The sequence below is a fragment of the Streptomyces mauvecolor genome, assembly GCF_039532965.1.
Classification (GTDB): domain Bacteria; phylum Actinomycetota; class Actinomycetes; order Streptomycetales; family Streptomycetaceae; genus Streptomyces; species Streptomyces violascens.
On sequence record NZ_BAAASQ010000021.1, the window covers coordinates 43,420 to 64,919 of the forward strand.

The following is a 21,500-nucleotide window of genomic DNA, read 5'->3' on the forward strand; positions in this document are numbered from 1 at the left end:
AGTCTCACCGGCTCCGCGATCTTTGGCCCGCCGGGCACGCCGGTCGGGCTTTCCGTGCCAGCCCCTACCATGGACGGCATGACTGCTACTGCTTCCCGCCGGGTCCTGCTCGCCGCTCCCCGCGGCTACTGCGCGGGCGTGGACCGTGCCGTGATCGCCGTGGAGAAGGCCCTGGAGCAGTACGGGGCGCCCATCTACGTCCGGCACGAGATCGTCCACAACAAGTACGTCGTGCAGACCCTGGAGAAGAAGGGCGCGATCTTCGTCGAGCAGACGGCGGAGGTGCCCGAGGGCTCCATCGTCATGTTCTCGGCCCACGGCGTCGCCCCGACCGTCCACGCGGAGGCCGCCGAGCGCAAGCTGGCCACCATCGACGCGACGTGCCCGCTGGTCACCAAGGTCCACAAGGAGGCCGTGCGGTACGCCAAGGAGGACTACGACATCCTCCTGATCGGCCACGAGGGCCACGAGGAGGTCATCGGCACCTCGGGCGAGGCCCCGGACCACATCACGCTGGTCGACGGCCCGGACGACGTGGCGAACGTCGAGGTCCGCGACGAGTCGAAGGTCGTCTGGCTCTCCCAGACCACCCTCTCCGTCGACGAGACGATGGAGACGGTCGGCGCCCTCAAGAACAAGTTCCCCAACCTGCTCTCGCCGCCCAGCGACGACATCTGCTACGCCACCCAGAACCGCCAGGTCGCGGTGAAGAAGCTCGCCGAGGACGCCGAGCTGGTCATCGTCGTCGGCTCCAAGAACTCCTCGAACTCGATCCGCATGGTGGAGGTCGCCCTGGACGCGGGCGCCCCCGCCGCCCATCTGGTGGACTTCGCCGACGAGATCGACGAGGCCTGGCTGGAGGGCGTCACCACGGTCGGCCTGACCTCGGGCGCCTCCGTCCCGGACGTCCTGGTCGACGGCGTACTGGAGTGGCTGGCCCAGCGCGGCTACGGCGACGTCGAGACGGTGAAGACGGCGGACGAGTCGATCACCTTCTCGCTGCCCAAGGAGCTGCGCCGCGACCTGCGCGCCGAGGCGGCCGAGCTCTCGGGCGAGTAGTCCCGGCCGGCCTCCCGGCGATCCCGGCGAGTCACTCCGTACAGCACGTCACGCCGCGCGTCCGCCCGTACCGTGGAACTCATGAACGCCATGAGGAACGTGTTCGGAGTGGACGTCGGCGGATCCGGCATCAAAGGTGCCCCGGTCGACCTGGAGCGCGGCGACCTGGCGCAGGAACGCCACAAGGTACTGACCCCGCAGCCCGCCACCCCCGACGCGGTGGCGGGCTGCGTCGCGGAGGTCGTCGGCCACTTCGGCTGGTCGGGCCCGGTGGGCATCACGTTTCCCGGGGTGATCACCGCGAACACCGTGCGCACCGCGGCGAACGTCGCCAAGAAGTGGGTGGGCGTGGACGCGGCCCGGCTCCTCGGTGACCGCCTGGGCGGCCTGCCCGTCACCGTCGTGAACGACGCGGACGCGGCGGGCGTCGCCGAGATGCGCGTCGGTGCGGGCAGGGGCCGCAAGGGCACGGTGATCCTGTTGACCTTCGGTACGGGCATCGGCAGCGCGGTCTTCATCGACGGCCATCTCGTCCCCAACACCGAGCTCGGCCACCTGGAGCTGCACGGCCACGATGCCGAGAAACACGCCTCGACCAAGGTCAAGGAGGACGAGGACCTGAGCTGGTCGCACTGGGCGCGCCGGGTCCAGAAGTACCTGGCCCACGTGGAGATGCTGTTCTCGCCCGAGCTGTTCATCATCGGCGGCGGGGTGAGCCGCAAGGCCGACAAGTTCCTCCCGCTGATCGAGGGCATCGAGGCGGAGATCGTCCCGGCGCAGCTGCAGAACAACGCGGGGATCGTGGGGGCGGCGATGGTGGCGGCGGGGCGGTAGCCGGGGAGCGGGGGTGAGCCGGCTCGTGGTCCGCCCCCGGGCCGGGGCTGCCCCCGGCCCGGCCGAGCGACGGGGTCAGAGCCTGCTTGCCGGCCCCCCGGGCTTCTTCGGACCGCGCCGGCGCCGGCTCATCATCCGCACCTTCCGTACGGTGGCGATCACCCCGGCCACGAGCGTTCCGGCGTACAGCCAGCCGGCGTGCAGGGCGAGCGCGGTGACCACGGCCATGGCCTGCCCGCCGAAACCGCCGACGCCGCCCGCGATCGGGACGATCCCGACGGCGAAGGCGATGGGCACGCAGATCGGGGCGGTCACCAGGTCGACGGGCCGCACCCAGAGCGCGGTGACCGCGCTGACCGGCAGGAACAGCACTCCGTACACCGTCGGTGAGCCGTCGAGGAGCAGCGAGTCCAGGGTGCCGAGCACGAACATCAGGGCCGCCGAGAAGAGCCCGCCGCCGAGCCCGGTGAGCCGGGGGGAGGGCAGTCTGCGCAGCGCGAGGCCGGTGGGCGGCACCGGTCGGGCGTCGTCGGCCGACCGGTGGGCGGCGGCGTTCTCACCGTTCACCGCCGCTCCCGCGGGCACGCCGATGGGCGCCGGGGAGGATCCGGGGGCCGGGGTCCGTGCTCGCTGTCCGTGCTGCGGGGTGCGCGTCCTGTATTGCTCCACCGCACCAACGTAGGTCGCCACAGGGGAGTAACCACCCATTGGACACGCCCTTTCGGCGAGCTTGGGCGTGCGTTCGACGGTCCGGGGCCGTCACGGCCGGTATCGCGCGCCCGTAAACTGGTGGACGGTCCACTCTCAGGACCGTCCACCGCCCTCGTCCCGGGAAGTCGCCACGTGTCGCTCACGATCGGAATCGTCGGTCTGCCGAATGTCGGCAAGTCGACCCTGTTCAACGCCCTGACCAAGAACGACGTACTGGCGGCCAACTACCCGTTCGCCACCATCGAGCCCAACGTCGGCGTCGTGGGCGTCCCCGACGCCCGCCTGGCGAAGCTGGCCGAGGTCTTCGGCTCCCAGCGCATCCTCCCCGCCACGGTCGACTTCGTCGACATCGCCGGCATCGTGCGCGGCGCGAGCGAGGGCGAGGGCCTGGGCAACAAGTTCCTCGCGAACATCCGCGAGTCCGACGCGATCTGCCAGGTCATCCGCGCCTTCAAGGACGAGAACGTCGTCCACGTCGACGGCAAGGTGTCCCCGAAGGACGACATCGAGACGATCAACACCGAGCTGATCCTCGCCGACCTCCAGTCCGTCGAGAAGGCGGTGCCGCGCCTGACGAAGGAGTCCCGCCTCCAGAAGGACAAGATCGCGGTTCTGGCAGCGGTGGAGAAGGCCCAGAAGATCCTCGAAGCGGGCGACACCCTGTTCTCGCACGGCATCACCAAGGGCACCGAGCAGGGCGACCTCCTGCACGAGCTGCACCTCCTCACCACCAAGCCCTTCCTCTACGTCTTCAACGTGGACGAGGACGAGCTGGTCGACGAGGACTTCAAGAACGAGCAGCGCGCGCTGGTCGCCCCCGCGGAGGCGATCTTCCTCAACGCGAAGATCGAGTCCGAGCTGATCGAGCTGGACGACGACGAGGCCCTCGAACTCCTCCAGTCCATGGGCCAGGAAGAGCCCGGCCTCGCCACCCTGGGCCGAGTCGGCTTCGACACCCTGGGCCTCCAGACCTACCTGACCGCAGGCCCCAAGGAAACCCGAGCCTGGACCATCCCGAAGGGCGCCACGGCCCCCGAGGCAGCCGGCGTGATCCACACGGACTTCCAGAAGGGCTTCATCAAGGCGGAGGTCATCTCCTTCCACGACCTGATCGACGCGGGCTCGGTGGCGGAAGCCCGCTCGCGCGGGAAGGCGCGGATGGAGGGCAAGGAGTACGTGATGCAGGACGGGGATGTTGTGGAGTTCCGCTTCAACGTGTGATGTGTGCGGTGCTGCCCGCTGGGTGATACGCCAGGCGTGCAGCTGACCAGGGGCCGGCTTCTCGACGGAGTCGGCCCCTTGCTCTTTCGCGAGCTGCGGTGACCGACCGCCCTCACCTGCCCGCCGGGTGTGGCGCGGTCGCAGATGGTGTCACGGGAAAGCAGGAGGGCCGGACGCGTACGTGCGGCAAGCCGCTGACCGGGCCGACGCCATGCTGGACGCGACGTTCGCCGCCGTCCAGCCGGGAAGTGCGCTGGTCCACTCCGAGCTTCTGTCGGCGGGCGCTCCGGCTTCGCCTGACTGAGGTGCTGGGCAGGGGCGGGAGCCCCGGTTTCCCCGGCGCGCAGTCCTGCCGGCTTCCCGACTCAGCCCGGCCGTAATCGCGATCGTGATCGTCTAGGATCGCGGAAACCTCCCGCCCCGTGGGCGGGCCACTATGGCAGAGGATCTCCCGTGCCAAGTCACATACGTGCCTTCTGGGTCACCTCACCCGGCCGGGGTGAGATCGTTGCCTCCGCCTGCCCGCCTGCCCGCCTGCCCGCCAGCCCGCCAGCCCGCCAGCCCGCCAGCCCGCCAGTGGTGATGGCGGCGTCGTTGTTCGGACGCTCTACTCCGGTGTCAGTCGCGGTACCGAGTCCCTCGTCTTTCAGGGGCGGGTCCCTGTCAGCCAGTACGAGGCCATGCGCGCGCCTTTCCAGGAGGGCGGGTTTCCCGGGCCCGTGAAGTACGGGTATCTCAATGTCGGCCGGGTGGAGGCCGGGCCGGCGGAGCTGGTCGGGCGGACCGTGTTCAGTCTGTATCCGCACCAGACCCGGTTCCGCGTCCCGGTCGGCGCGGTCACGCCCGTGCCCACCGACGTGCCCGCCGAACGCGCCGTACTGGCCGGGATCGTCGAGACCGCGCTCAACGCGCTCTGGGACGCCCCGCCCCGGATCGGCGACCGGATCGCCGTGGTCGGGGCGGGCCTCGTCGGGTGCTGTGTCGCCGCGCTCCTCGCCCGGTTCCCCGGCGTGAAGGTGCAACTCGTCGATGTCGATCCCGGACGCGAAGACATAGCCGAGGCTCTCGGCGTCGCTTTCGCCAACCCCGTGCAGGCCACCGGCGACCGGGACCTCGTCTATCACGCCAGTGCCACCCAGGACGGCCTCCGGAGGTCCATCGAGCTCCTCGCCCCCGACGGCTCCGTCGTCGATCTGAGTTGGTACGGGGACCGTCAAGTCACCCTGCCGCTGGGGGAGTTCTTCCATTCCCGGCGGCTCTCGCTGCGCAGCAGCCAGGTCGGCTCCGTCTCGCCGGAGCGGCGCGGGCGCTACACCGCCGCCGACCGGCTCGGCCTCGCGCTCGACCTCCTGCGGGACCCCGTCTTCGATGTACTGATCACCGGCGAGTCCGAATTCGACGAGCTGCCGCGCGTCATGGGCGATATCGCCGCCGGCACGCTGCCCGGGCTCTGTCACCGCATTCGCTACAGCTCGCCCCATCGCTGAATCCCCCAACATCCCTTCGGAGGAGCCATGTTCAGCGTCACCGTCCGCGATCACCTCATGATCGCCCACAGCTTCCACGGCGAAGTCTTCGGACCTGCTCAGCGGTTGCACGGAGCGACCTACTTGGTCGACGCAACCTTCCAGCGGCCTGCGTTGGACGGAGACAACCTCGTCATTGACATGGGCCTCGCGGCCAAGGAGGTACGCGAGATCGTCGGCGACCTTTCCTATCGGAACCTCGACGATGTCCCCGAATTCGCCGGCGCCAACACCACCACCGAGTTCCTCGCCAAAGTCGTCGCCGATCGACTCGCCGCCCGCATACACGACGGCGCGCTGGGCCCCGGCGCCCTCGGTCTCACCGGGATCGGGGTGCGGCTCCACGAATCGCACATCGCGTGGGCCGACTACCAGCGCGCCCTCTGATCGTGGCCAGCCGTCCGTACGTGCTGCTTTCGGCGGCCGTCTCCGTCGACGGTCGCCTCGACGACACCGCCCGCGACCGGCTCGTACTGTCCAATGGGAGAGACCTGGAGCGGGTCGATGGTGAGCGTGCCGCCGCTGATGCCATTCTCGTCGGGGCCAATACCTTGCGTAAGGACAACTCCCGTCTCGTCGTGGCGAATTCGCATTCGCGGTCCCGGCGCATCGCCCGCGGGAAGTCCGAGCATCCGCTCAAGGTCACCGTCACCGCGTCCGCCGAGCTCGACCCTGGGCTCGCCTTCTGGCACTGCGGAGGCGCCAAGCTCGTCTTCACCGTGGACGCGGCGTTCACCCGGGCCCGCCGCACCCTCGGAACCTTCGCCGATGTCGTCAGCGCCGGGCCCGTACTCGACTGGGGGCTTCTGCTCGACGAACTCGGGCGGCGCGGGGTGGAGCGGTTGCTCGTGGAAGGGGGTGGGTCCGTGCACACCCAGCTGCTCGCGCTGGATCTGGTCGACGAACTCCACCTCGTCATGGCCCCCTTGCTCGTGGGGGAGGCCGGCGCGCCCGCCTTCCTGGGGGCGGCGCCCTATCCCGGTGGAGCCACGGCCCGTATGAAACTGCTCGAAGCGCGGGCCATTGATGATGTCGTGCTGTTGCGCTATGCGCCGAAGGTCCGGTTCTAGGGCCGACCCAAGTCTCCTTGCTCTGCGTGCAGTTGGGCTTCCCTAGGTATGCTCGGTGCACACGTGTGTCGGACGAGGCGGGGGCTCAAGGTGGACGGCGCGGTGGAGCTGGCGGACATGGTCGCTCAGTTGCGGAGCGAGCTGAGCCGGGCCATGGCGGACGGGGACGGCGAAGGCATCCGCTTTCAGGCGGAGTCGCTCGAACTCGAACTCACCGTCGGGGTCGAGCGGAGCCGGGAGCCGGGGGCCAAGGTGCGGTTCTGGGTGTTCGACGTCCAGCATTCCGCGCGCTCCGCGAACACGGCCACCCAGCGGATCAAGCTCAGCCTCAAGCCGGTGCGCGCCGACGCGCCCGAGCGCCCCGCGCTGATCTCGGGCGCCGAGCTGTTCGATGAGAGCTGAGCCCTCGGCCGACGGGCCTGGGCTCGACCCGCACCGGATCGCCGAGATCATCGTCGAGACCGGCGGCGGCAGGCGACGCGGTTCCGGCTACCGGACATGCGCGGACGCCGTCCTCACCGCTGCTCACGTGGTCGTTGATGCGACCCGTGTAGTCGTACGGTTTGATGCCGACCGGGAGGGTGAGTGGTCGGGCCCGGCCGCTGTGACCTGGGCGGATGCGGGCACCGACCTTGCCGTGCTGCGTGTCGTACCGCCCGCGTCGGCCTCCGCGGGCATCGAGCCGGCCCGGTTCGGGCGCATCCCCGACGACCGGCACGGCGTGATCGACGTGCACGCCCTCGGGTTCCCGCTGTGGAAGCGCCGCAGCCGCTCCGACCGTACGTCCTTCCGCGAACTGCATCAGGCGGACGGGACCGTCGCGGCGCTCTCCAACCTGCGCACCGGCACGCTGGAGATGACCGTCGCGCCGGCCGGTGCCGATCCCGACCCGGCGGCCTCTCCGTGGGCGGGCATGTCCGGGGCCGCGGTGTGGGCCGGCAGCCGCATCATCGGGGTGGTCGCCGAGCACCACCGCTCGGAGGGGCCGGGCCGGCTCACCGCCGTCCGCCTGGACCACGCCCTGGGCAGGCTCCGCCCGGCGGACCGGGCGGAGTTCGTGCGGCTGCTCGGGCTGACCGAGCCCCTGCCGCTCGCCCTGCCGGGAGAAACGCACGGGGGCCTGCGGGTGGTCGGCGTGCCCGTCGCGTACGGGATCGAGCTGTTCAAGAACCGCGCCAGTGAACGCGACGCGATCGCACGGCACTTGAGCGATCCCGCCATCCGCATGGTGACCGTCACCGGGCCGCGCGGCATCGGCAAGAGCGCGCTCGCCGCGAAGGTCATGGATCTGCTCGACCGGGGTGCGTGGCCGGGCACCGTCCAAGGACCGCTCCCTTCCGGTCTCGTCAACCTCTCCAGCCGTACGTCCGGGATTTCGCTGGAGCGCCTCTATTTCGACTGCGCCCGGCTGCTCGGGCCCGAGCGCCTGGCCGGGCTGCGCGACGTCTGGAACGCGGGCGGGACGGCGCAGGAGCGTCTCGCCGAGCTGCTCGCGGCGATGGGCGACCGGCTGATCGTCATCCTCATGGACAACCTGGAGGACCTGCTCGACGACGACGGCAGCATCGCCGACGCGGAACTCGCGGTCATCCTCGACTGGCTCTTCCGGGCCCGTTCCACGCCGCGCCTCCTGGTCACCAGCCAGGTGCCGGTGCGCCTCGCGCCCGAACTGCGGCGTTTCGCCGCCCACGTGGAGCTCTCGGAGGGCCTCAGCCCCGCCGAGTCGGCGGTCCTCCTTCGCGAACTCGACCGGGACGGCTCGCTCGGCATAGCCGACCTGTCCGACGACGAGCTGCTGCACGCAGCCGTCCATGTGCACGGCGTACCGCGCGCGCTGGAACTGCTCGTCGGCGCGCTCGCCGACGACACGGTGCTCCTGCCGAGGCTGCAAGACGTACTGAACGACTTCACCCGGCGCCACGACGTCGTCGCCGACCTCGCCCAGGACCGCTACAAGCGGCTAGACGAGCGGGCGCACGCCGTCCTCGGCGTCCTCGCCGCACTGCGTACGCCCGTGACGCAGAGCGCGGTCGAGGAGATCCTGGCCCGCCTCGATCCGGAGCTGCCCACGGCCCTCGTCCTCACCTCCCTCGTCCGCATGCACCTGGTCTCCGTGGACCGGGCACACCGCACCTTCGCCCTGCACCCGCTGGACGCGGAGATCGCCTACGGACGCATGCCCGAGGACGGACCCCACAGGAGACAGGCAGTGGAACGAGAGATCGCATCCTGGTACGGGCGCCGCGCCCCGTCGCGCGGGACCTGGCGGACCCTTGAGGACATCGAGCCGCAGCGGCGCCGGTTCGATCACCTCGTACGGTCCGAGGACTACGACGATGCGGCGCGGGTGCTGTGCGAGATCAGCGAGTGGCTGGTGTGGCACGGGTCGGTGCTCGCCGCCGTCTCGATGCACCTCGCCGTCGAGGGGCGCCTCCGCGACGAGCGGGTACGGCTCGCGCATGCGGTCGCCTATGGGCACGCCCGGCTCAGCGCGGGTCCGATGGAGCAGGCGGCCGAGTTGTTCACCGAGGCGGCCGCGCTCGCCGAGCGCCTCGGCGACCGGTCCGCCCTCCAGAACGCGCTGTTCGGCCTCGGCGACACCCACCGCCAGCTCGGCGACCGGGGCGCCACCGTCCACCCCCTCACCCGGGCGGCCGAGTTGGCGCGCGAACTCGGCGACACCGAGCGGGAGGCGCACGCCCTCCTCTCGCTCAGCCTCGCGCACAGCTACTTCGGGGACGGAGGGAGCGCGCTGACGGTGGCGACTCGTCTCACCGAACTGGCGGACGGCGGCGGCGACTTGCTCACGATCGCCCGAGCGGGAAACGCCCGGACGATCGCACTCCTCACCCTGGGCCGCTGGCAGGAGACGGCCGAGGCGGGCGCGGAAACGGCTCGTGCATACCGGGCCGCCGACAGCCAGGAGGCGATCGCGTACGCCCTGAACGCGCAGGGACTCGCCCTCCTGGCCCTGGACGATCCGGCACGGGCCGCCTCGGTCCTGGAGGAGGCCCGTCACGAGGCCTCGCTGATGGAGAACCCCCGCGCGGAAGGCGTCTGCCTGCTGAACCTGGCATGGGCGTACTGGTGCGATGCCCGCTACGACCGGTCCGCCACGACGGCGGACCGCGCCTCGGCCGCCCTGGACATCGCGGGCGCCACCCAGGCGGAAGCGGCCAGAGCCTTGGCGGAGGCGGCCCGGGCGCTGCCCGCCGGCCCGGGGGCGGCAGCCGAGGCGCTGCGCCGCGCGGCGGCCGCGCTGGACGGGAACGTGGAGGTTGTCCCCCCGGCATGGGTCGAGGAGCGGGCTCGGGGGCTGGTGGGCTGAATCCCGTGCCGGGCCGCTAAGCGCGCTTCTTCTTGGGCTTGGTCTCGCTCGCTTCGTCCGCCGACTCGGCGTCCCCGGCCCCCGCCGCCGCATCCGCCGCCACCGCTGCCAGGATCGTGTCCACGTTCACGTGGAGGTCGAACGGGGCCAGTTCGAAGTACTTCAGGGCTTTGCCGTCCTCGCTCAGTTCCAGGCTGCCGATCACCAGACCCGCCTTTTCCAGGCGTTCCAGGTGCATGTAGAGGAGGGGGCGGGACATGCCCAGGCGGCGGGCCAGTTCACTGACGTACATGCGGCCCTCGGAGAGTTCGGCCACGACCCTCAGCCGCTGGGCATGGCCGACCGCGGCAAGTACCGCCAGAAGCTCCTCGCTGGTCATGGCCCACCTCTAGGAAATCCCGGAAACCTGTAGGCCGAGACTTTCCCATGGCATGAACGGCTGTCAAACGTTCGTCCCGGCCGACAGCCATCTACCGGGCCGCGGGTACTGATACTGACGTCAGGAGGAGGTCCGTCGCCGCCAGCCAGCGGCCTTCCAGGTGCGCGGCTTCCGGGTGGCCGGGCAGGATCTCCGCCCGGAACCTGCCGTCGGCCGGGTGCAGGGTCACCCTGATGTCGTGCAGGCTCCTCGGACGGGCGCCGCCCGCTCGGGCGCCCGGGGACCACGCCTTGTAGGCCGCCTCCTTCGCGGAGAAGAGCAGGCGGTCCCAGGCGATCGTGCCGCCCAGGCCGGCGAGGGCGGCCCGCTCCTCCGGCCGGGCCACCGCGCCCAGTACGCCCTCCCGCAGCGGACGGTGCGGTTCCGCATCTATGCCCAGGGCCTGTACGGAGGAGCGACGGGCCACCACCGCCGCTCGGTAGCCGCGGCAATGGGTCATGCTTCCCGCGATTCCCGCCGGCCAGCCCGGAGCGCCCCACTCGTCGGGCACGAGGGCGGCCGGGGGCACGCCCAGCCGCTTCAGGGCCAGGCGGGCGCAGTGCCGCACCGTCGTGAACTCGCGCCGGCGCCCGGCCGCCACCCCCGCCACCAGCGCCCTCTCCTGTGGGAAGAGGCCCTCCCCGTCGGGAGTGTCTGCGAAGTGTTCCGCTGTGGCGGTCTCCAGGGGGACCAGCGCCTCGATCACGAGGCGGCCCGGCCCCGCGCGGCCAGCGCCGCCACCACGTCCTGCGCCACCTCGGCCACGCTCGGCCTGTCGAGCAGGACCGCCCTGTCGATCGCCACTCCGCAGCGTTCGCTCAGCTCGCCCGTCAGCCATGTGCTGGTCACCGAGTCGATTCCGTAGGCGCTGAGCGGCACCTCGCGGTCTATCAGATCAGGATCCAACTCCAGTAATTCCGCCAGGAGTTGGGACAGCTGGTCGGCCACCTGCTGCTCGGTCACGGTCGCCACCGGTACGGCTCCTCGCTCGCTCATGCGGAGTGTCTTCCTTCTTCGTGGACGGGTGCGCTCGACCACTGGGCCAGCAGGGGCAGCCGGCCCGCTCGTACGTCCTTCGCGCAGTCCCGGCGGCGAGTCTTGCCGCTGGTCGTGCGAGGCACCTGATCGCGGGCCACCGCGAAGACGCTCACCGGGGCGGGCAGCGCCCTGGCGACCGCGATGCCCGCTGCTCGCACCGCGCGGCCGAGCACCTCCGGGTCCCGCTCGGCCGTCTCGACCACCACCGCGACTCCCGGCGCAGACTCGTCCAGTGGCCACGCCGCGGCCCGCTGATGTGCGAAGGCCTCGTGCGCGGCGCCCGCCACCGCCTCTATGTCCTGCGGGAAGTAGTTCTCCCCGCCGACCGTCAACACGTCCTTCAGGCGGCCCGTGATGAACAGCTCGTCACCGTCCAGGCAGCCCAGATCGCCGGTGCGTACGTACGGGCCGTCTTCCAGCTCCGCCCCGAACACCTCCGCCGACTCCGCCTCCCGGCCCCAGTACCCCCGGCAGTTGCCCGGTCCTGAGACCCAGATCTCGCCCACCGCCCCGGCGGGCAGCACGCGGCGCGTGGCGGGATCGACGATCTGGACCCGGACCCCGGGCAGCGGCGTGCCGCAGCCGACCAGTTCGGCCGCGCCGTCCGGCGACGCGGCCGGTACCGCCGTGCCCCGGGCCAGCGCGGACGGGTCGCAGCGGCGGACCGGCGCGTCGTACAGCGGGCGGCCGATCGTCACGCTCAGGGTGCATTCCGCGAGGCCGTACCCCGGCGAGAACACCTCCGGACGGAAGAAGGAGGGGCGGAACGCGTCCGCGAACCTGCGCAGGGTCTCCGCACGCACCGGCTCCGCCCCGTTCGCGGCCACCCGCCAGGTGGACAGGTCGACCCGGCGCCGCTCCTCCGGCGGAATCCGCCGCACGCACAGCTCGTACGCGAAGTCCGGCGCGGCGGCGAACACGTCCTCCTCGGCCTCGATCGCGCGCAGCCACACCATCGGATCCCGTACGAAGGCGGCGGGCTCCATCGTGACGGCCGCCGCGCCGGAGACCAGCGGCAGTACGACCCCGGTGCAGAGCCCCATGTCGTGGAAGAACGGCAGCCAACTGACCACGGTGGTCCCGGAGTCGACCTCGCAGCGGTCGCGAAGGGCGACCTGGTTGGCGACCAGACTGCCGTGGCCGACGATCACTCCCCGGGGATCGCTCGTCGAGCCGGAGGTGTACTGGAGGAGCGCGATCGCGTTCGCGTCGAGTGCGGAGGGAGCTGGGGGAAGGCCGTCCGCCGTCGGTGACTGCGACACCGCGATCCTGGCCGGTCCGGGGTGGTCTCGGAGCGACTCCTGTGCCGTCGGGACCAGTACCGCCACCGGGGCGCAGTCCTTCCGGATCACCGCGAGGCGGTCCGCGCGGTTCGCCGTGCGGGTGCCCGCGCGCAACGGCGGTACCGGCACCGCGATCCGCCCGGCGTACAGGCAGGCCAGGAAGCCGACGGGGAAGTCGAGGCCGGGCAGCGCCGGGACGACCACCCGGTCGCCCGGGCCGCCCACCTTGTCCAGCGCGGCGGCCGTGGCGCGGACCCGCCCCAGGAGCTCGGCCGCGGTCAGCCGCCCCAGCCGCTCGCCCCCGTCGCCGAGCGCGGTGAACACGGGCCGGGCCGCGTCCGGGCCCGAGGCGCGGAGCAGCAGGGCCTCCACGGCGGTGGCCGGGCACGGCGGATGGGGCGGAAGGGTGGGACGGGACGGACTGGTCATCGGGGCCACGGTCTCGCTGTCCTCGATCCCTCGGAGCGACCGCTCGACGGTCGCCGCCGGTCCCTCGGCGTTGATCACGCTCATCCCCGGCCTCCGCATCGGCTCACTGATCGTGGCGGCGGATCGTCCCTGTCGAGGCGATCCTGTGCCGATGGTTCCGGCTGCCACTGACAGCGAGCTGACGGTCGGTCGGCCCTCCGGGACGGTGCCTGGGGAGAGGCCTCGGCCCGGGAAACGCCAGACGCCGGACCGGCGGGGGATGTCCGGTCCGGCGTCCGTCTGTGGGACCCGGGGCTAGCGGTAGGTGTGTGCCGCCGGGTGGTAGGGCTGCGGCGCGTCGGCCGCCGGGGTGGGCACCGCGTGCTGCTGGGCGCGGCGCATCTTGCGGGACGGCCACCAGCTGGCGTTGCCGAGCAGGATCAGGGCCGAGGGGAGGATCATGACGCGGATGATGAAGGCGTCCAGGAGGACCGCCACTCCGAGGCTGAAGCCGATCTGCTTCATCTCGGCCAGGTGCAGGAACATGAAGCTCGCGAACACCGTCACCATCACGACCGCCGCGCTGGTGACCACCTTGGCCGAGTGCCCGATCCCGTCGATCACCGCCTGCCGGGTGGGCACTCCCTTCAGCGCCGCTTCCTTGATCCGGCTGACCACGAAGACCTGGTAGTCCATCGAGAGGCCGAACAGGATCACGAAGAGGAAGAGCGGTACACGGGAGCCGATCGCATGGGTGGCGCCGGGCTCGAAGCCGAACACCGTGGAGGCCAGGCCCCATTGGAAGAAGACGACGACCAGGCCGAACGAGGCTCCGACGGAGAGCAGGTTGAGCAGGACGCCGAGCGCGGCGATCGTCGCCGAGCCGAAGACGAACAGGGTCAGGACGAAGGTCAGTAGGAGCAGGAACCCGACGACGACGGGCAGCTTGTCGTTCTGGTGGGCGAGATAGTCGGTGTCCTGGGCGACGGGGCCGCTGACCGCGAACTCGGCCCCCTTCACCTTCCCGAGTGTCTCCGGCAGGAAGTTGTTGCGCAGTTCCGCCAGTGAGTCATGCGCCTGCGGAGAGCTCAGGTTGAAGGGGACGGACAGGGTCATCACGCTGATCCGGCCGTCCGGCGTGGTCTCCAGTTTGGGCGGCTTCTTGGAGAACATCGGGTCCGCCTGCGCCTTGGCGGCCAGGCGATCGAGGGCCGACCGCACCTCGGTCTTCTCGCCGGGGTTGTTGTCGCGCACCATCACCCAGTGCTCCGCGAGCAGGTCGGGGAAGGCCTCGTTCAGGCGGTCGTACGTCTTCAGCTCCGGGATGGCCCGGGAGTGGGTGGCCAGGTTGAGGACCCGCAGGTGCATGCCGAACGCGGGGAGCGCGAGGCCGAACATCACGAGTACCGAGATCAGCAGGGTGGCCACCGGGCGGTTCTTGGCGGGCCTCAGCAGCGCCGTCCAGACCCGGCCCGTCTCGTCGGACTTGTGCCGCTTGACCCGCTTGCCGCGCGCCACTGCCTTGGCGGCCTTGCGGTCCAGGCGCCGGCCGATCAGGACCAGGAGCGCGGGCAGCGCGGTCATCGAGCTGAGCACCGCGACCAGGACGACCACGATGGTGGCGATGGCGAGCGAGGTGAACACGATGTCGGTGGCGAGGAAGAGGGTGGCGGTGGAGAGGGCGACCGCCAGACCGGAGACGACGATCGCCCGGCCCGAGGTCGCGGCGGCGATCCCCACCAGCGCTTCGGGGCTGAGCCGGCCGTCCGCGTGGGCCCTTTCCTCCCGCTCCCGCTTGAGGTAGAAGAGCGTGTAGTCGACGCCGACCGCCATGCCGATCAGCAGGATGACGCTCTTGCCGACGCCCGCGTCGGGCACCAGGTGCGAGATCAGCTGCGACAGGCCCATGGCGGCGCCGATCGAGGAGACCGCGAGGAGCAGCGGCACACCGACCATGATCAGCGATCCGAACACGACGAGCAGCGTGATCAGGGTGATCGGGAAGGTGATCGTCTCCGAGGTGGAGAGGTCGTCGTCGCGCGACTTGTCCAGGCCCATCTCGACCGAGGCGTCGCCGGACTCCTCGACCTTCAGGTCCGGGTTCTTCTTCTGGACCTCGGCGGTCTGGTCGAGCAGCGGCTGGATGTGCTTCTGAGCCTCAAGGCGCAGGCCCTTCATTGTCACTTCGACCATGAGCATCTTGCCGTTGGCCGACCGCACCGGGGCCGCGACCTTCTCGACCTCGGGCAGCTGCTTCATCCGGGCCGCGACGTCCGCGGCGGCGCTCTGGGCGTTCGCGCCGGGCGCCGCACCGGACTTGTCGGTGATCATGATCCGCTCGGCGGGCTTGTGCTGGAGGTTGCCCTCGGTGGCGATCGACTCGGCGCGGCCGGCCTCGCCCACCCAGTAGTCCTTGTCACCGGCGTCGACGGTGCCGACCGCGCCGCCGATGACCAGACAGAGGGCGACGAAGACGAACCAACCGAGGATGGCCCGTCCTGGGTGCAGGGCACTCCAGCTCGCCACCTTCACGGTGAGTGGCTGTTTCTTCACTGACCCAGCTCCTTACGGTAGTCACCTCTACCCAACGGGTGTAAGTCGAGAATTACATGTGGTGCTGTGGACCGTCAACCCTGATCCGGGAGGTGGCCGGGTTCGTGTGCCCGGTGGACGCGAAACGGCCCCCGTCACCTGCGGGGCAGGTGGCAGGGGCCGCCAAAAACCTCTGGGCATACGGGATTTGACGGTGCGTCATCGCCAGCCCGGCCGTGCGTCAGCTCGCCCTGATCGGGTCGTACTCCAGCGCGTGTGCCCCGTACAGGTCGCTCACCCAGTTGCTCTGGTAGATCGAATCGAGGTAGCGCTCACCCAGGTCCGGGGAGATGGCCACCGCCGTGCACGGCCTGCCGTCCCGGTTGTCGGCCAGCCAGGCCACCGCGCCCGAGATGACCGTGCCGGTGGACCCCCCGAACAGGAAGCCGCCCGCGGCCAGTTGATGGGCGACGCGGATCGTGTCGATCTCCGGCACGTGCACCACGTCGTCCACGAACGACGTGTCGAGCAGTTGTGGCCGTACGCCGGAGCCCAGGCCCGGGATCATCCGGGGCGCCGGTGGCCCGCCGAAGGTCACCGAGCCGACCGAGTCGACGGCGACCACGGTGACCGGACGGCCCGAGTCCTTGAAGTACCGGGCACATCCCATCAGCGTTCCGGTGGTGCCGGCGCCCACGAACAGGACGTCGAGATCCGGGAACCGCTCGGCGATGGCAGAGGCCGTACTGCGGTAGTGCGCCTGCCAGTTGCACGGGTTGGCGTACTGATTGAGCCACAGATGTCGGCTGTCGGACGCGCACAGCTTGCGTACGTAGTCGAGCCTGGCGCCGAGGAAGCCGCCCTCGGGGTCCGGCTCGGTGATGGTGTGCACCTGGGCGCCCATCGCTTCCATCAACCGTCTGGTGTTCAGGTTGCAACGGGTGTCCGTGACGCACAGGAACTGGTAGCCCCTACTCGCCGCGATCATGCTCAGGGCGACGCCGAGATTGCCCGACGAGGACTCGACGATGACCGAGTCCGGGGTCAGGCGCCCCTTGCGCTCGGCGTCGGCGATCATCGCCCGCGCCGCCTTCAGCTTGATCGACCCGGCGAAGTTGAAGCCTTCGCACTTCAGGTACAGCGGAGCGTCCAGGACGGACCGCAGGTCCACATAGAGATCCTCCGTGTGGAAGTCCTCCGGGACGGAGATCACCGGCACTTGGGCCCCCTCGCCTCAGGAACGGCCGTTGGCCGCGGCCGCACGCCCATACCGGTCCACCTCGTGGAAGAAGCCGTCGATGACGTCGAGTTCACCGCGGCCGAGCACCTCGTCGTACACGAACTTGCCGACCGCGAGATCCAGGACACCGAGGCCGAACGGCGAGAACACCACCGGGCGGTCGGCGGGGATCTCCACCTTGCCGGCCATCACCTCGGCGAGCGTGCCGTCGATGAACTCCCGCGATCCGGTGAGCTGTTCGGTCAGATGGGGGGAGGTGTCGGCCTTCAGGCAGTGCTCGATGTCGTCGACCACGTTCGCCGAGGCCAGCAGGATCTCGGGGGCCAGGTCGCGCAGCGAGATGTTCAGGACCACCGGGTTGTGCGCGAACCAGGCCGGCTCGTGGACGTGCGGGGCCGACGCGACGGTCGCGAAGACCACCAGGTCCGAGGCGCGGATCAGCTCCTCGGCGCTGTCGTGCACGGTGATCCGGCCGCTCTCGCCCGCGCCCTCCAGGTACGAGCCGAACCCGCCCGCGTACTCGGCGTTCAGGTCGTGCACGCCCACCTCGTCGAAGGTCCAGCCGGCCCCGGCGAGGTAGGTGTGGATGTGCCGGGCGATGAACCCCGTACCGATGAAGCCGACCCTGCGCGGGCGGGTGCGTCCGCGCGAGAGCCAGTCGGCGCCGAGGGCCGCGGAGGCCGCCGTGCGCGCGGCGCTGATGATCGAGCTCTCCAGGCACGCCAGCGGATATCCCGTGTCGTGGTCGTTGAGGATCAGTACCGCGGACGCGCGGGGAATCCCCGCGGCCACGTTCTCCGGGAAACTGGAGATCCACTTCAGCCCGTCGACCCGGGTCTCTCCGCCGAGGGAAGCGGGCAGCGCGATGATCCGGGCGGTGGGGCGGTCCGGAAAGCGCAGGAAATACGACGGCGGGTTGACCGTGTCGCCCTCGCCGTGCACCCGGTATGCGGCCTCCACCAGATCAATGGTGTGCTGCTCATGGCCGGTGAGAATGCGGTGGACCTGCGAGCCAGGGATCACGGCGAACGGCGGAACAAGTTCTTCCTTTGTCATCCAATTCTCCATTGCAGCGGGCGGGCGGAGCGATTCCCACCCGGTAACCCCGCGTTTCATGCTCCTGGGCAGCGCTGACAGTGGGCTGACGCCCCCATTCGCCGCCATGGCCCACCTGTTCGTCCGGTCAGCCCCACCTGGGCTTTTCGGCCATCGCTTAATGATCTGTGCGCCGATTTGACCGGCACCTAGTCTCATTTCTCGGTGGCGCCACCCAGCACGTTCCACTCCATGGGCCGGAGCCACTGGCGAAACTCGTGGAGCTACCGAACAGGAGTCACCAGTGCTCAACAAAGTCGTGATCGTGGGTGGCGGAACCGCCGGTTGGATGACGGCCTCGTACCTCAAGGCCGCCTTCGGAGACCGAATAAACGTGACCCTCGTGGAGTCGGGGCACGTCGGCGCGGTCGGCGTGGGCGAGGCCACCTTCAGCGACATCCGGCACTTCTTCGAGTTCCTCGGACTCAAGGAGAAGGACTGGATGCCGGCCTGCAACGCCACGTACAAGCTCGCCGTGCGGTTCGAGAACTGGCGCGAGAAGGGCCACTACTTCTACCACCCCTTCGAGCAGATGCGCTCGGTCAACGGCTTCCCGCTGACCGACTGGTGGCTGCAGCAGGGTCCGACGGACCGGTTCGACAAGGACTGCTTCGTCATGTCGTCGGTCATCGACGCCGGGCTCAGCCCGCGCCGCCTCGACGGCACGCTCATCGACCAGCCCTTCGACGAGGGCGCGGACGAGATGCAGGGCCTGACGATGTCCGAGCACCAGGGCAAGACCCAGTTCCCCTACGCGTACCAGTTCGAGGCCGCGCTGCTCGCCAAGTACTTGACGAAGTACTCGGTGGAACGTGGCGTCAAGCACATCATCGACGATGTCAAGCAGGTCAACCTGGACGACCGCGGCTGGATCAGCGGCGTCACCACCGCCGAGCACGGCGACATCAGCGGCGACCTCTACATCGACTGCACCGGATTCCGCGCGCTGCTCATCAACAAGGCGCTCGACGAGCCGTTCATCTCCTACGCGGACACGCTGCCCAACGACAGCGCGGTCGCCCTCCAGGTCCCGATGGACATGGAGAAGCGCGGCATCATGCCCTGCACCACCGCGACCGCCCAGGACGCCGGCTGGATCTGGACGATCCCGCTGATGGGCCGGGTCGGCACCGGCTACGTCTACGCCAAGGACTACCTCTCGCCCGAGGACGCCGAGCGCACCCTGCGGGAGTTCGTCGGCCCCGCGGCGGCCGATGTCAGTGCCAACCACATCAAGATGCGGATCGGCCGCAGCCGTAATTCGTGGGTCAACAACTGTGTGGCTGTCGGACTTTCCAGCGGATTCGTCGAGCCGCTCGAATCCACCGGAATCTTCTTCATTCACCACGCCATCGAGCAGATTGCGAAGAACTTCCCGAACGAGGACTGGAACCCCAACCAGCGTGTCCTCTACAACCGGTCCATCGCCCATGTCATGGACGGAATCCGCGAATTCCTGGTCCTGCACTACGTCGCGGCCAAGCGGCAGGACACCCAGTACTGGCGCGACACCAAGACCCGGGCCATTCCCGACTCGCTCGCCGAGCGCCTGGAGATGTGGAAGACCCAGGTTCCCGACTCCGAGAGCATTTTCCCGTACTACCACGGGCTGCCCGCCTACTCGTACATGTGCGTTCTGCTCGGTATGGGCGGCATCGAGATGAAGCCGTCGCCCGCGCTCGCGCTGTCCGACCCGGCCGCCGCCGAGCGGGAGTTCGCGGCGATCCGCGACAAGACCCGTCGGCTGACCGAGACGCTGCCCAAGGCGTACGAATACTTCGCCCAGCACCACTGAGGGGGCGACGGGGGACCGCGAAATGGAAACGCTGAGGCTTCTCGGCGACGCGCCGCGCCTGGCGCACGTAGCGGTGGCGCTCGCCGTCATTCTGCTGATAGCCCTGACCGGCCGGGCCCTCGCCAGGACGCTGCGCCAGCCCGAGGTCATCGGGGAGATCGTGGTGGGGCTGCTCTCCGGGCCCGCCGTGATCGCCCTGTTCGGGCGGGACACCCTGGACGCGCTGCTGCCGGGCCCCGTGTTCGACGTGGTCAAGCTGGTCTCCCAGGCCGGTCTGGTCCTGTTCCTGGTCGGCCTCGCCCACAAGCTGGGAGCCGACTCCGGCGGGCCGCCGCGCCGCGGCACGCTGTGGGTGGCGGCCGGGGCGCTGGTTCCGCCGCTGGTGACCGGCCTGCTCCTGGCCGGCCTGGTCCTGGTCACCGACGACAGCGCGGCGCGCGGCGGCGCCCCGCTCCCGGCCTTCGTGCTGATGGTCGCGGTGTCGATGTCGATCACCGCCGTACCCGTCATGGCCCGGATCCTGGCGGATCGCGGAATGACCCGATCCGCGGCGGGGCAGACCGCGTTGGCGGCGGCCATCGTCATCGACGCGATCGGCTGGCTGCTGCTCACCCTCGCCATCTCTCTCGGCGAGGGAAGCCCGGAGGGCTCGCTGCACTCGGTCCGGGCGCTCGCGTTCGGCGCGGTGTGCGCCCTCGCCGTCCGGTACGGGCTGCGCACCCGGGTCGCCCGGAACGCCTGCGTGCGGATGCCGCGCACCGCGGCGGTGGTCCTGGGCGCCGCGGCCCTCACGGTCGCGCTGGCCATGGAGCACCTCGGGATGACGGCGATCCTCGGCGCGGCCCTGGTCGGCCTGTCGATCCCGGGGGGCGAGAACGCGCCCTGGGAGCGTGCGGTGACCTCGGTCTCGCGGGCCGGGGGCGTCCTTGCCCCGGCGTTCTTCGTGGTCACCGGTGTCACCGTGCTCACCGGCTCGTTCTCCGACACCTCGTGGCTGCTGATCGCCTCGGCCGTCGTGCTCGGCTGCGCGGGCAAGGGGCTCGGCAGCTATCTGGGGGCGCGCCGGAGCGGGCGGCCCCCGCGGACGGCACGCAGGGTCGCCGTCCTCATGAACACCCGCGGACTGACCGAACTCATCGTCCTCCAGGCCGGGTTGAGCTCCCACATCCTGACCGGGCCCATCGTCCTGGCGCTGATCGTCATGGCGCTGACGACGACGGCCATGACGGGACCGCTCCTGAATCTCCTCGACCGGGGGGAGCGCCGCCTCAGCACCGGGGCGTTTGCCGTAGCGACAGAAAGCAGTGTCCGATGACCGAACGCGCCATGAATGTAGAAGAGGTGGCCGACCCGGCGACGCCCGACCGCTTCCGCGCGATGATGAGCGGTTTCCCCACCGGCGTCGGCGTGGTCACCACCACCGGTCACGACGGGGCGCCGCGCGGCATGACGTGCTCCTCGGTGTGCAGCGTCACGCTCAGCCCGCCCACCCTGCTGGTCTGCCTGCGCGACGGCAGTCCGACCCTCGAAGCGATCCTGGAGCGGGGCACCTTCGCGGTGAACCTGCTGCACGAAGGGGCGCAGGAGACGGCCGAGCTGTTCGCCTCCGGCAACCCGGACCGCTTCCGCATGGTCCCGTGGGAGCAGGAGACGGACTCCGGCGGCCCGCATCTGGTCCGCGACGCGCACACCGTCGCCGACTGCGACGTGTCCGCGGTCCACCGCATCGGCGACCACGTCACGGTCTTCGGCGAGGCCCGTCTGATCACCCAGCGGCACGGCCTGCCCCCGCTGTTGTACGGGCTGCGGCAGTTCCGCGCCTGGTCCGAACTCTGACGGACCCGCCACCGATCCGAACAGCGCCACAGGTCCGTCCCTGCTCCGAGGGTCGGGCCTTCGCGCATGCCCGCACGCTCCCGGTCGGGGAGGCACCAGACTGCCG

At 70.4% G+C, this 21,500-nt stretch carries 18 protein-coding genes and 1 pseudogene; 11 read left to right on the plus strand and 8 right to left on the minus strand.

What is annotated here, in order from left to right; all coding sequences use genetic code 11:
- The first annotated feature begins 69 nt into the window (after positions 1-69).
- Positions 70-1,059, plus strand: a complete 990-nt coding sequence (locus ABD346_RS25625) for a 4-hydroxy-3-methylbut-2-enyl diphosphate reductase (protein WP_344378043.1) — start codon at positions 70-72, stop codon at positions 1,057-1,059.
- Positions 1,060-1,149: 90 nt separating this feature from the next.
- Positions 1,150-1,893, plus strand: coding sequence for a polyphosphate--glucose phosphotransferase (ppgK, locus tag ABD346_RS25630; RefSeq protein ID WP_381227831.1), 744 nt, complete (start codon positions 1,150-1,152; stop codon positions 1,891-1,893).
- A gap of 75 nt (positions 1,894-1,968) precedes the next feature.
- On the opposite strand, the gene ABD346_RS25635 is transcribed toward ppgK, so the two are convergent.
- Complete coding sequence (locus tag ABD346_RS25635) at positions 1,969-2,562, minus strand: DUF6542 domain-containing protein (RefSeq protein WP_344378047.1); 594 nt, start codon at positions 2,560-2,562, stop codon at positions 1,969-1,971.
- Between the two features lie 174 nt (positions 2,563-2,736).
- Here ABD346_RS25635 and ychF point away from each other — a divergent pair, with 174 nt between their 5' ends.
- The 6 genes and pseudogenes from ychF to ABD346_RS25665 all read left to right on the plus strand — a co-directional run bounded on the left by ychF (position 2,737) and on the right by ABD346_RS25665 (position 9,749).
- A complete protein-coding gene (ychF, locus tag ABD346_RS25640) occupies positions 2,737-3,825 on the plus strand; it encodes a redox-regulated ATPase YchF (protein WP_344378049.1) in 1,089 nt (362 codons plus the stop codon).
- A gap of 453 nt (positions 3,826-4,278) precedes the next feature.
- Positions 4,279-5,312, plus strand: a pseudogene (locus tag ABD346_RS25645) (zinc-dependent alcohol dehydrogenase).
- A gap of 27 nt (positions 5,313-5,339) precedes the next feature.
- Positions 5,340-5,738 (plus strand): 6-pyruvoyl trahydropterin synthase family protein, encoded by a 399-nt coding sequence (locus ABD346_RS25650; RefSeq protein ID WP_344378052.1) that lies wholly within the window; start codon positions 5,340-5,342, stop codon positions 5,736-5,738.
- A 2-nt stretch (positions 5,739-5,740) separates the two neighbouring features.
- Positions 5,741-6,421 carry a RibD family protein gene (locus ABD346_RS25655; RefSeq protein WP_344378053.1) on the plus strand — a complete coding sequence of 227 codons (681 nt, stop codon included), beginning with the start codon at positions 5,741-5,743 and terminating at the stop codon, positions 6,419-6,421.
- A gap of 63 nt (positions 6,422-6,484) precedes the next feature.
- Positions 6,485-6,823 (plus strand): trypco2 family protein, encoded by a 339-nt coding sequence (locus ABD346_RS25660; protein ID WP_344378054.1) that lies wholly within the window; start codon positions 6,485-6,487, stop codon positions 6,821-6,823.
- Complete coding sequence (locus tag ABD346_RS25665; protein ID WP_344378056.1) at positions 6,813-9,749, plus strand: trypsin-like peptidase domain-containing protein; 2,937 nt, start codon at positions 6,813-6,815, stop codon at positions 9,747-9,749. Before ABD346_RS25660 ends, ABD346_RS25665 begins: the two co-directional genes overlap by 11 nt.
- 16 nt (positions 9,750-9,765) lie before the next feature.
- Here ABD346_RS25665 and ABD346_RS25670 read toward each other — a convergent pair whose 3' ends face one another.
- The 7 genes from ABD346_RS25670 to sbnB form a co-directional block, all read right to left on the minus strand.
- Positions 9,766-10,128, minus strand: a complete 363-nt coding sequence (locus tag ABD346_RS25670) for an ArsR/SmtB family transcription factor (RefSeq protein ID WP_344378057.1) — start codon at positions 10,126-10,128, stop codon at positions 9,766-9,768.
- A gap of 91 nt (positions 10,129-10,219) precedes the next feature.
- Positions 10,220-10,873 carry a 4'-phosphopantetheinyl transferase family protein gene (locus ABD346_RS25675; protein ID WP_344378058.1) on the minus strand — a complete coding sequence of 218 codons (654 nt, stop codon included), beginning with the start codon at positions 10,871-10,873 and terminating at the stop codon, positions 10,220-10,222.
- Positions 10,870-11,163, minus strand: a complete 294-nt coding sequence (locus tag ABD346_RS25680; protein ID WP_344378059.1) for an acyl carrier protein — start codon at positions 11,161-11,163, stop codon at positions 10,870-10,872. Before ABD346_RS25680 ends, ABD346_RS25675 begins: the two co-directional genes overlap by 4 nt.
- Positions 11,160-13,001, minus strand: a complete 1,842-nt coding sequence (locus tag ABD346_RS25685; protein ID WP_344378060.1) for a fatty acyl-AMP ligase — start codon at positions 12,999-13,001, stop codon at positions 11,160-11,162. The genes ABD346_RS25680 and ABD346_RS25685 overlap by 4 nt, the downstream gene beginning before the upstream one ends.
- A 210-nt stretch (positions 13,002-13,211) precedes the next feature.
- A complete protein-coding gene (locus ABD346_RS25690) occupies positions 13,212-15,449 on the minus strand; it encodes an MMPL family transporter (RefSeq protein ID WP_344378062.1) in 2,238 nt (745 codons plus the stop codon).
- Between the two features lie 220 nt (positions 15,450-15,669).
- Positions 15,670-16,647, minus strand: coding sequence for a 2,3-diaminopropionate biosynthesis protein SbnA (gene sbnA / locus ABD346_RS25695; protein WP_344378064.1), 978 nt, complete (start codon positions 16,645-16,647; stop codon positions 15,670-15,672).
- A gap of 15 nt (positions 16,648-16,662) precedes the next feature.
- On the minus strand, positions 16,663-17,724 hold the full coding sequence (gene sbnB, locus ABD346_RS25700) for a 2,3-diaminopropionate biosynthesis protein SbnB (protein WP_344378066.1): 1,062 nt from the start codon (positions 17,722-17,724) through the stop codon (positions 16,663-16,665).
- Positions 17,725-18,007: 283 nt separating this feature from the next.
- Between sbnB and ABD346_RS25705 the strand changes: the two genes are divergently transcribed.
- The 3 genes from ABD346_RS25705 to ABD346_RS25715 are packed head-to-tail and all read left to right on the plus strand — an operon-like array spanning position 18,008 to position 21,394.
- Complete coding sequence (locus tag ABD346_RS25705) at positions 18,008-19,558, plus strand: tryptophan halogenase family protein (protein ID WP_344378067.1); 1,551 nt, start codon at positions 18,008-18,010, stop codon at positions 19,556-19,558.
- 22 nt (positions 19,559-19,580) lie between these two features.
- Positions 19,581-20,873, plus strand: coding sequence for a cation:proton antiporter (locus ABD346_RS25710; protein ID WP_344378070.1), 1,293 nt, complete (start codon positions 19,581-19,583; stop codon positions 20,871-20,873).
- Complete coding sequence (locus ABD346_RS25715) at positions 20,870-21,394, plus strand: flavin reductase family protein (protein ID WP_344378071.1); 525 nt, start codon at positions 20,870-20,872, stop codon at positions 21,392-21,394. The genes ABD346_RS25710 and ABD346_RS25715 overlap by 4 nt, the downstream gene beginning before the upstream one ends.
- The last annotated feature ends 106 nt before the right edge of the window (positions 21,395-21,500 follow it).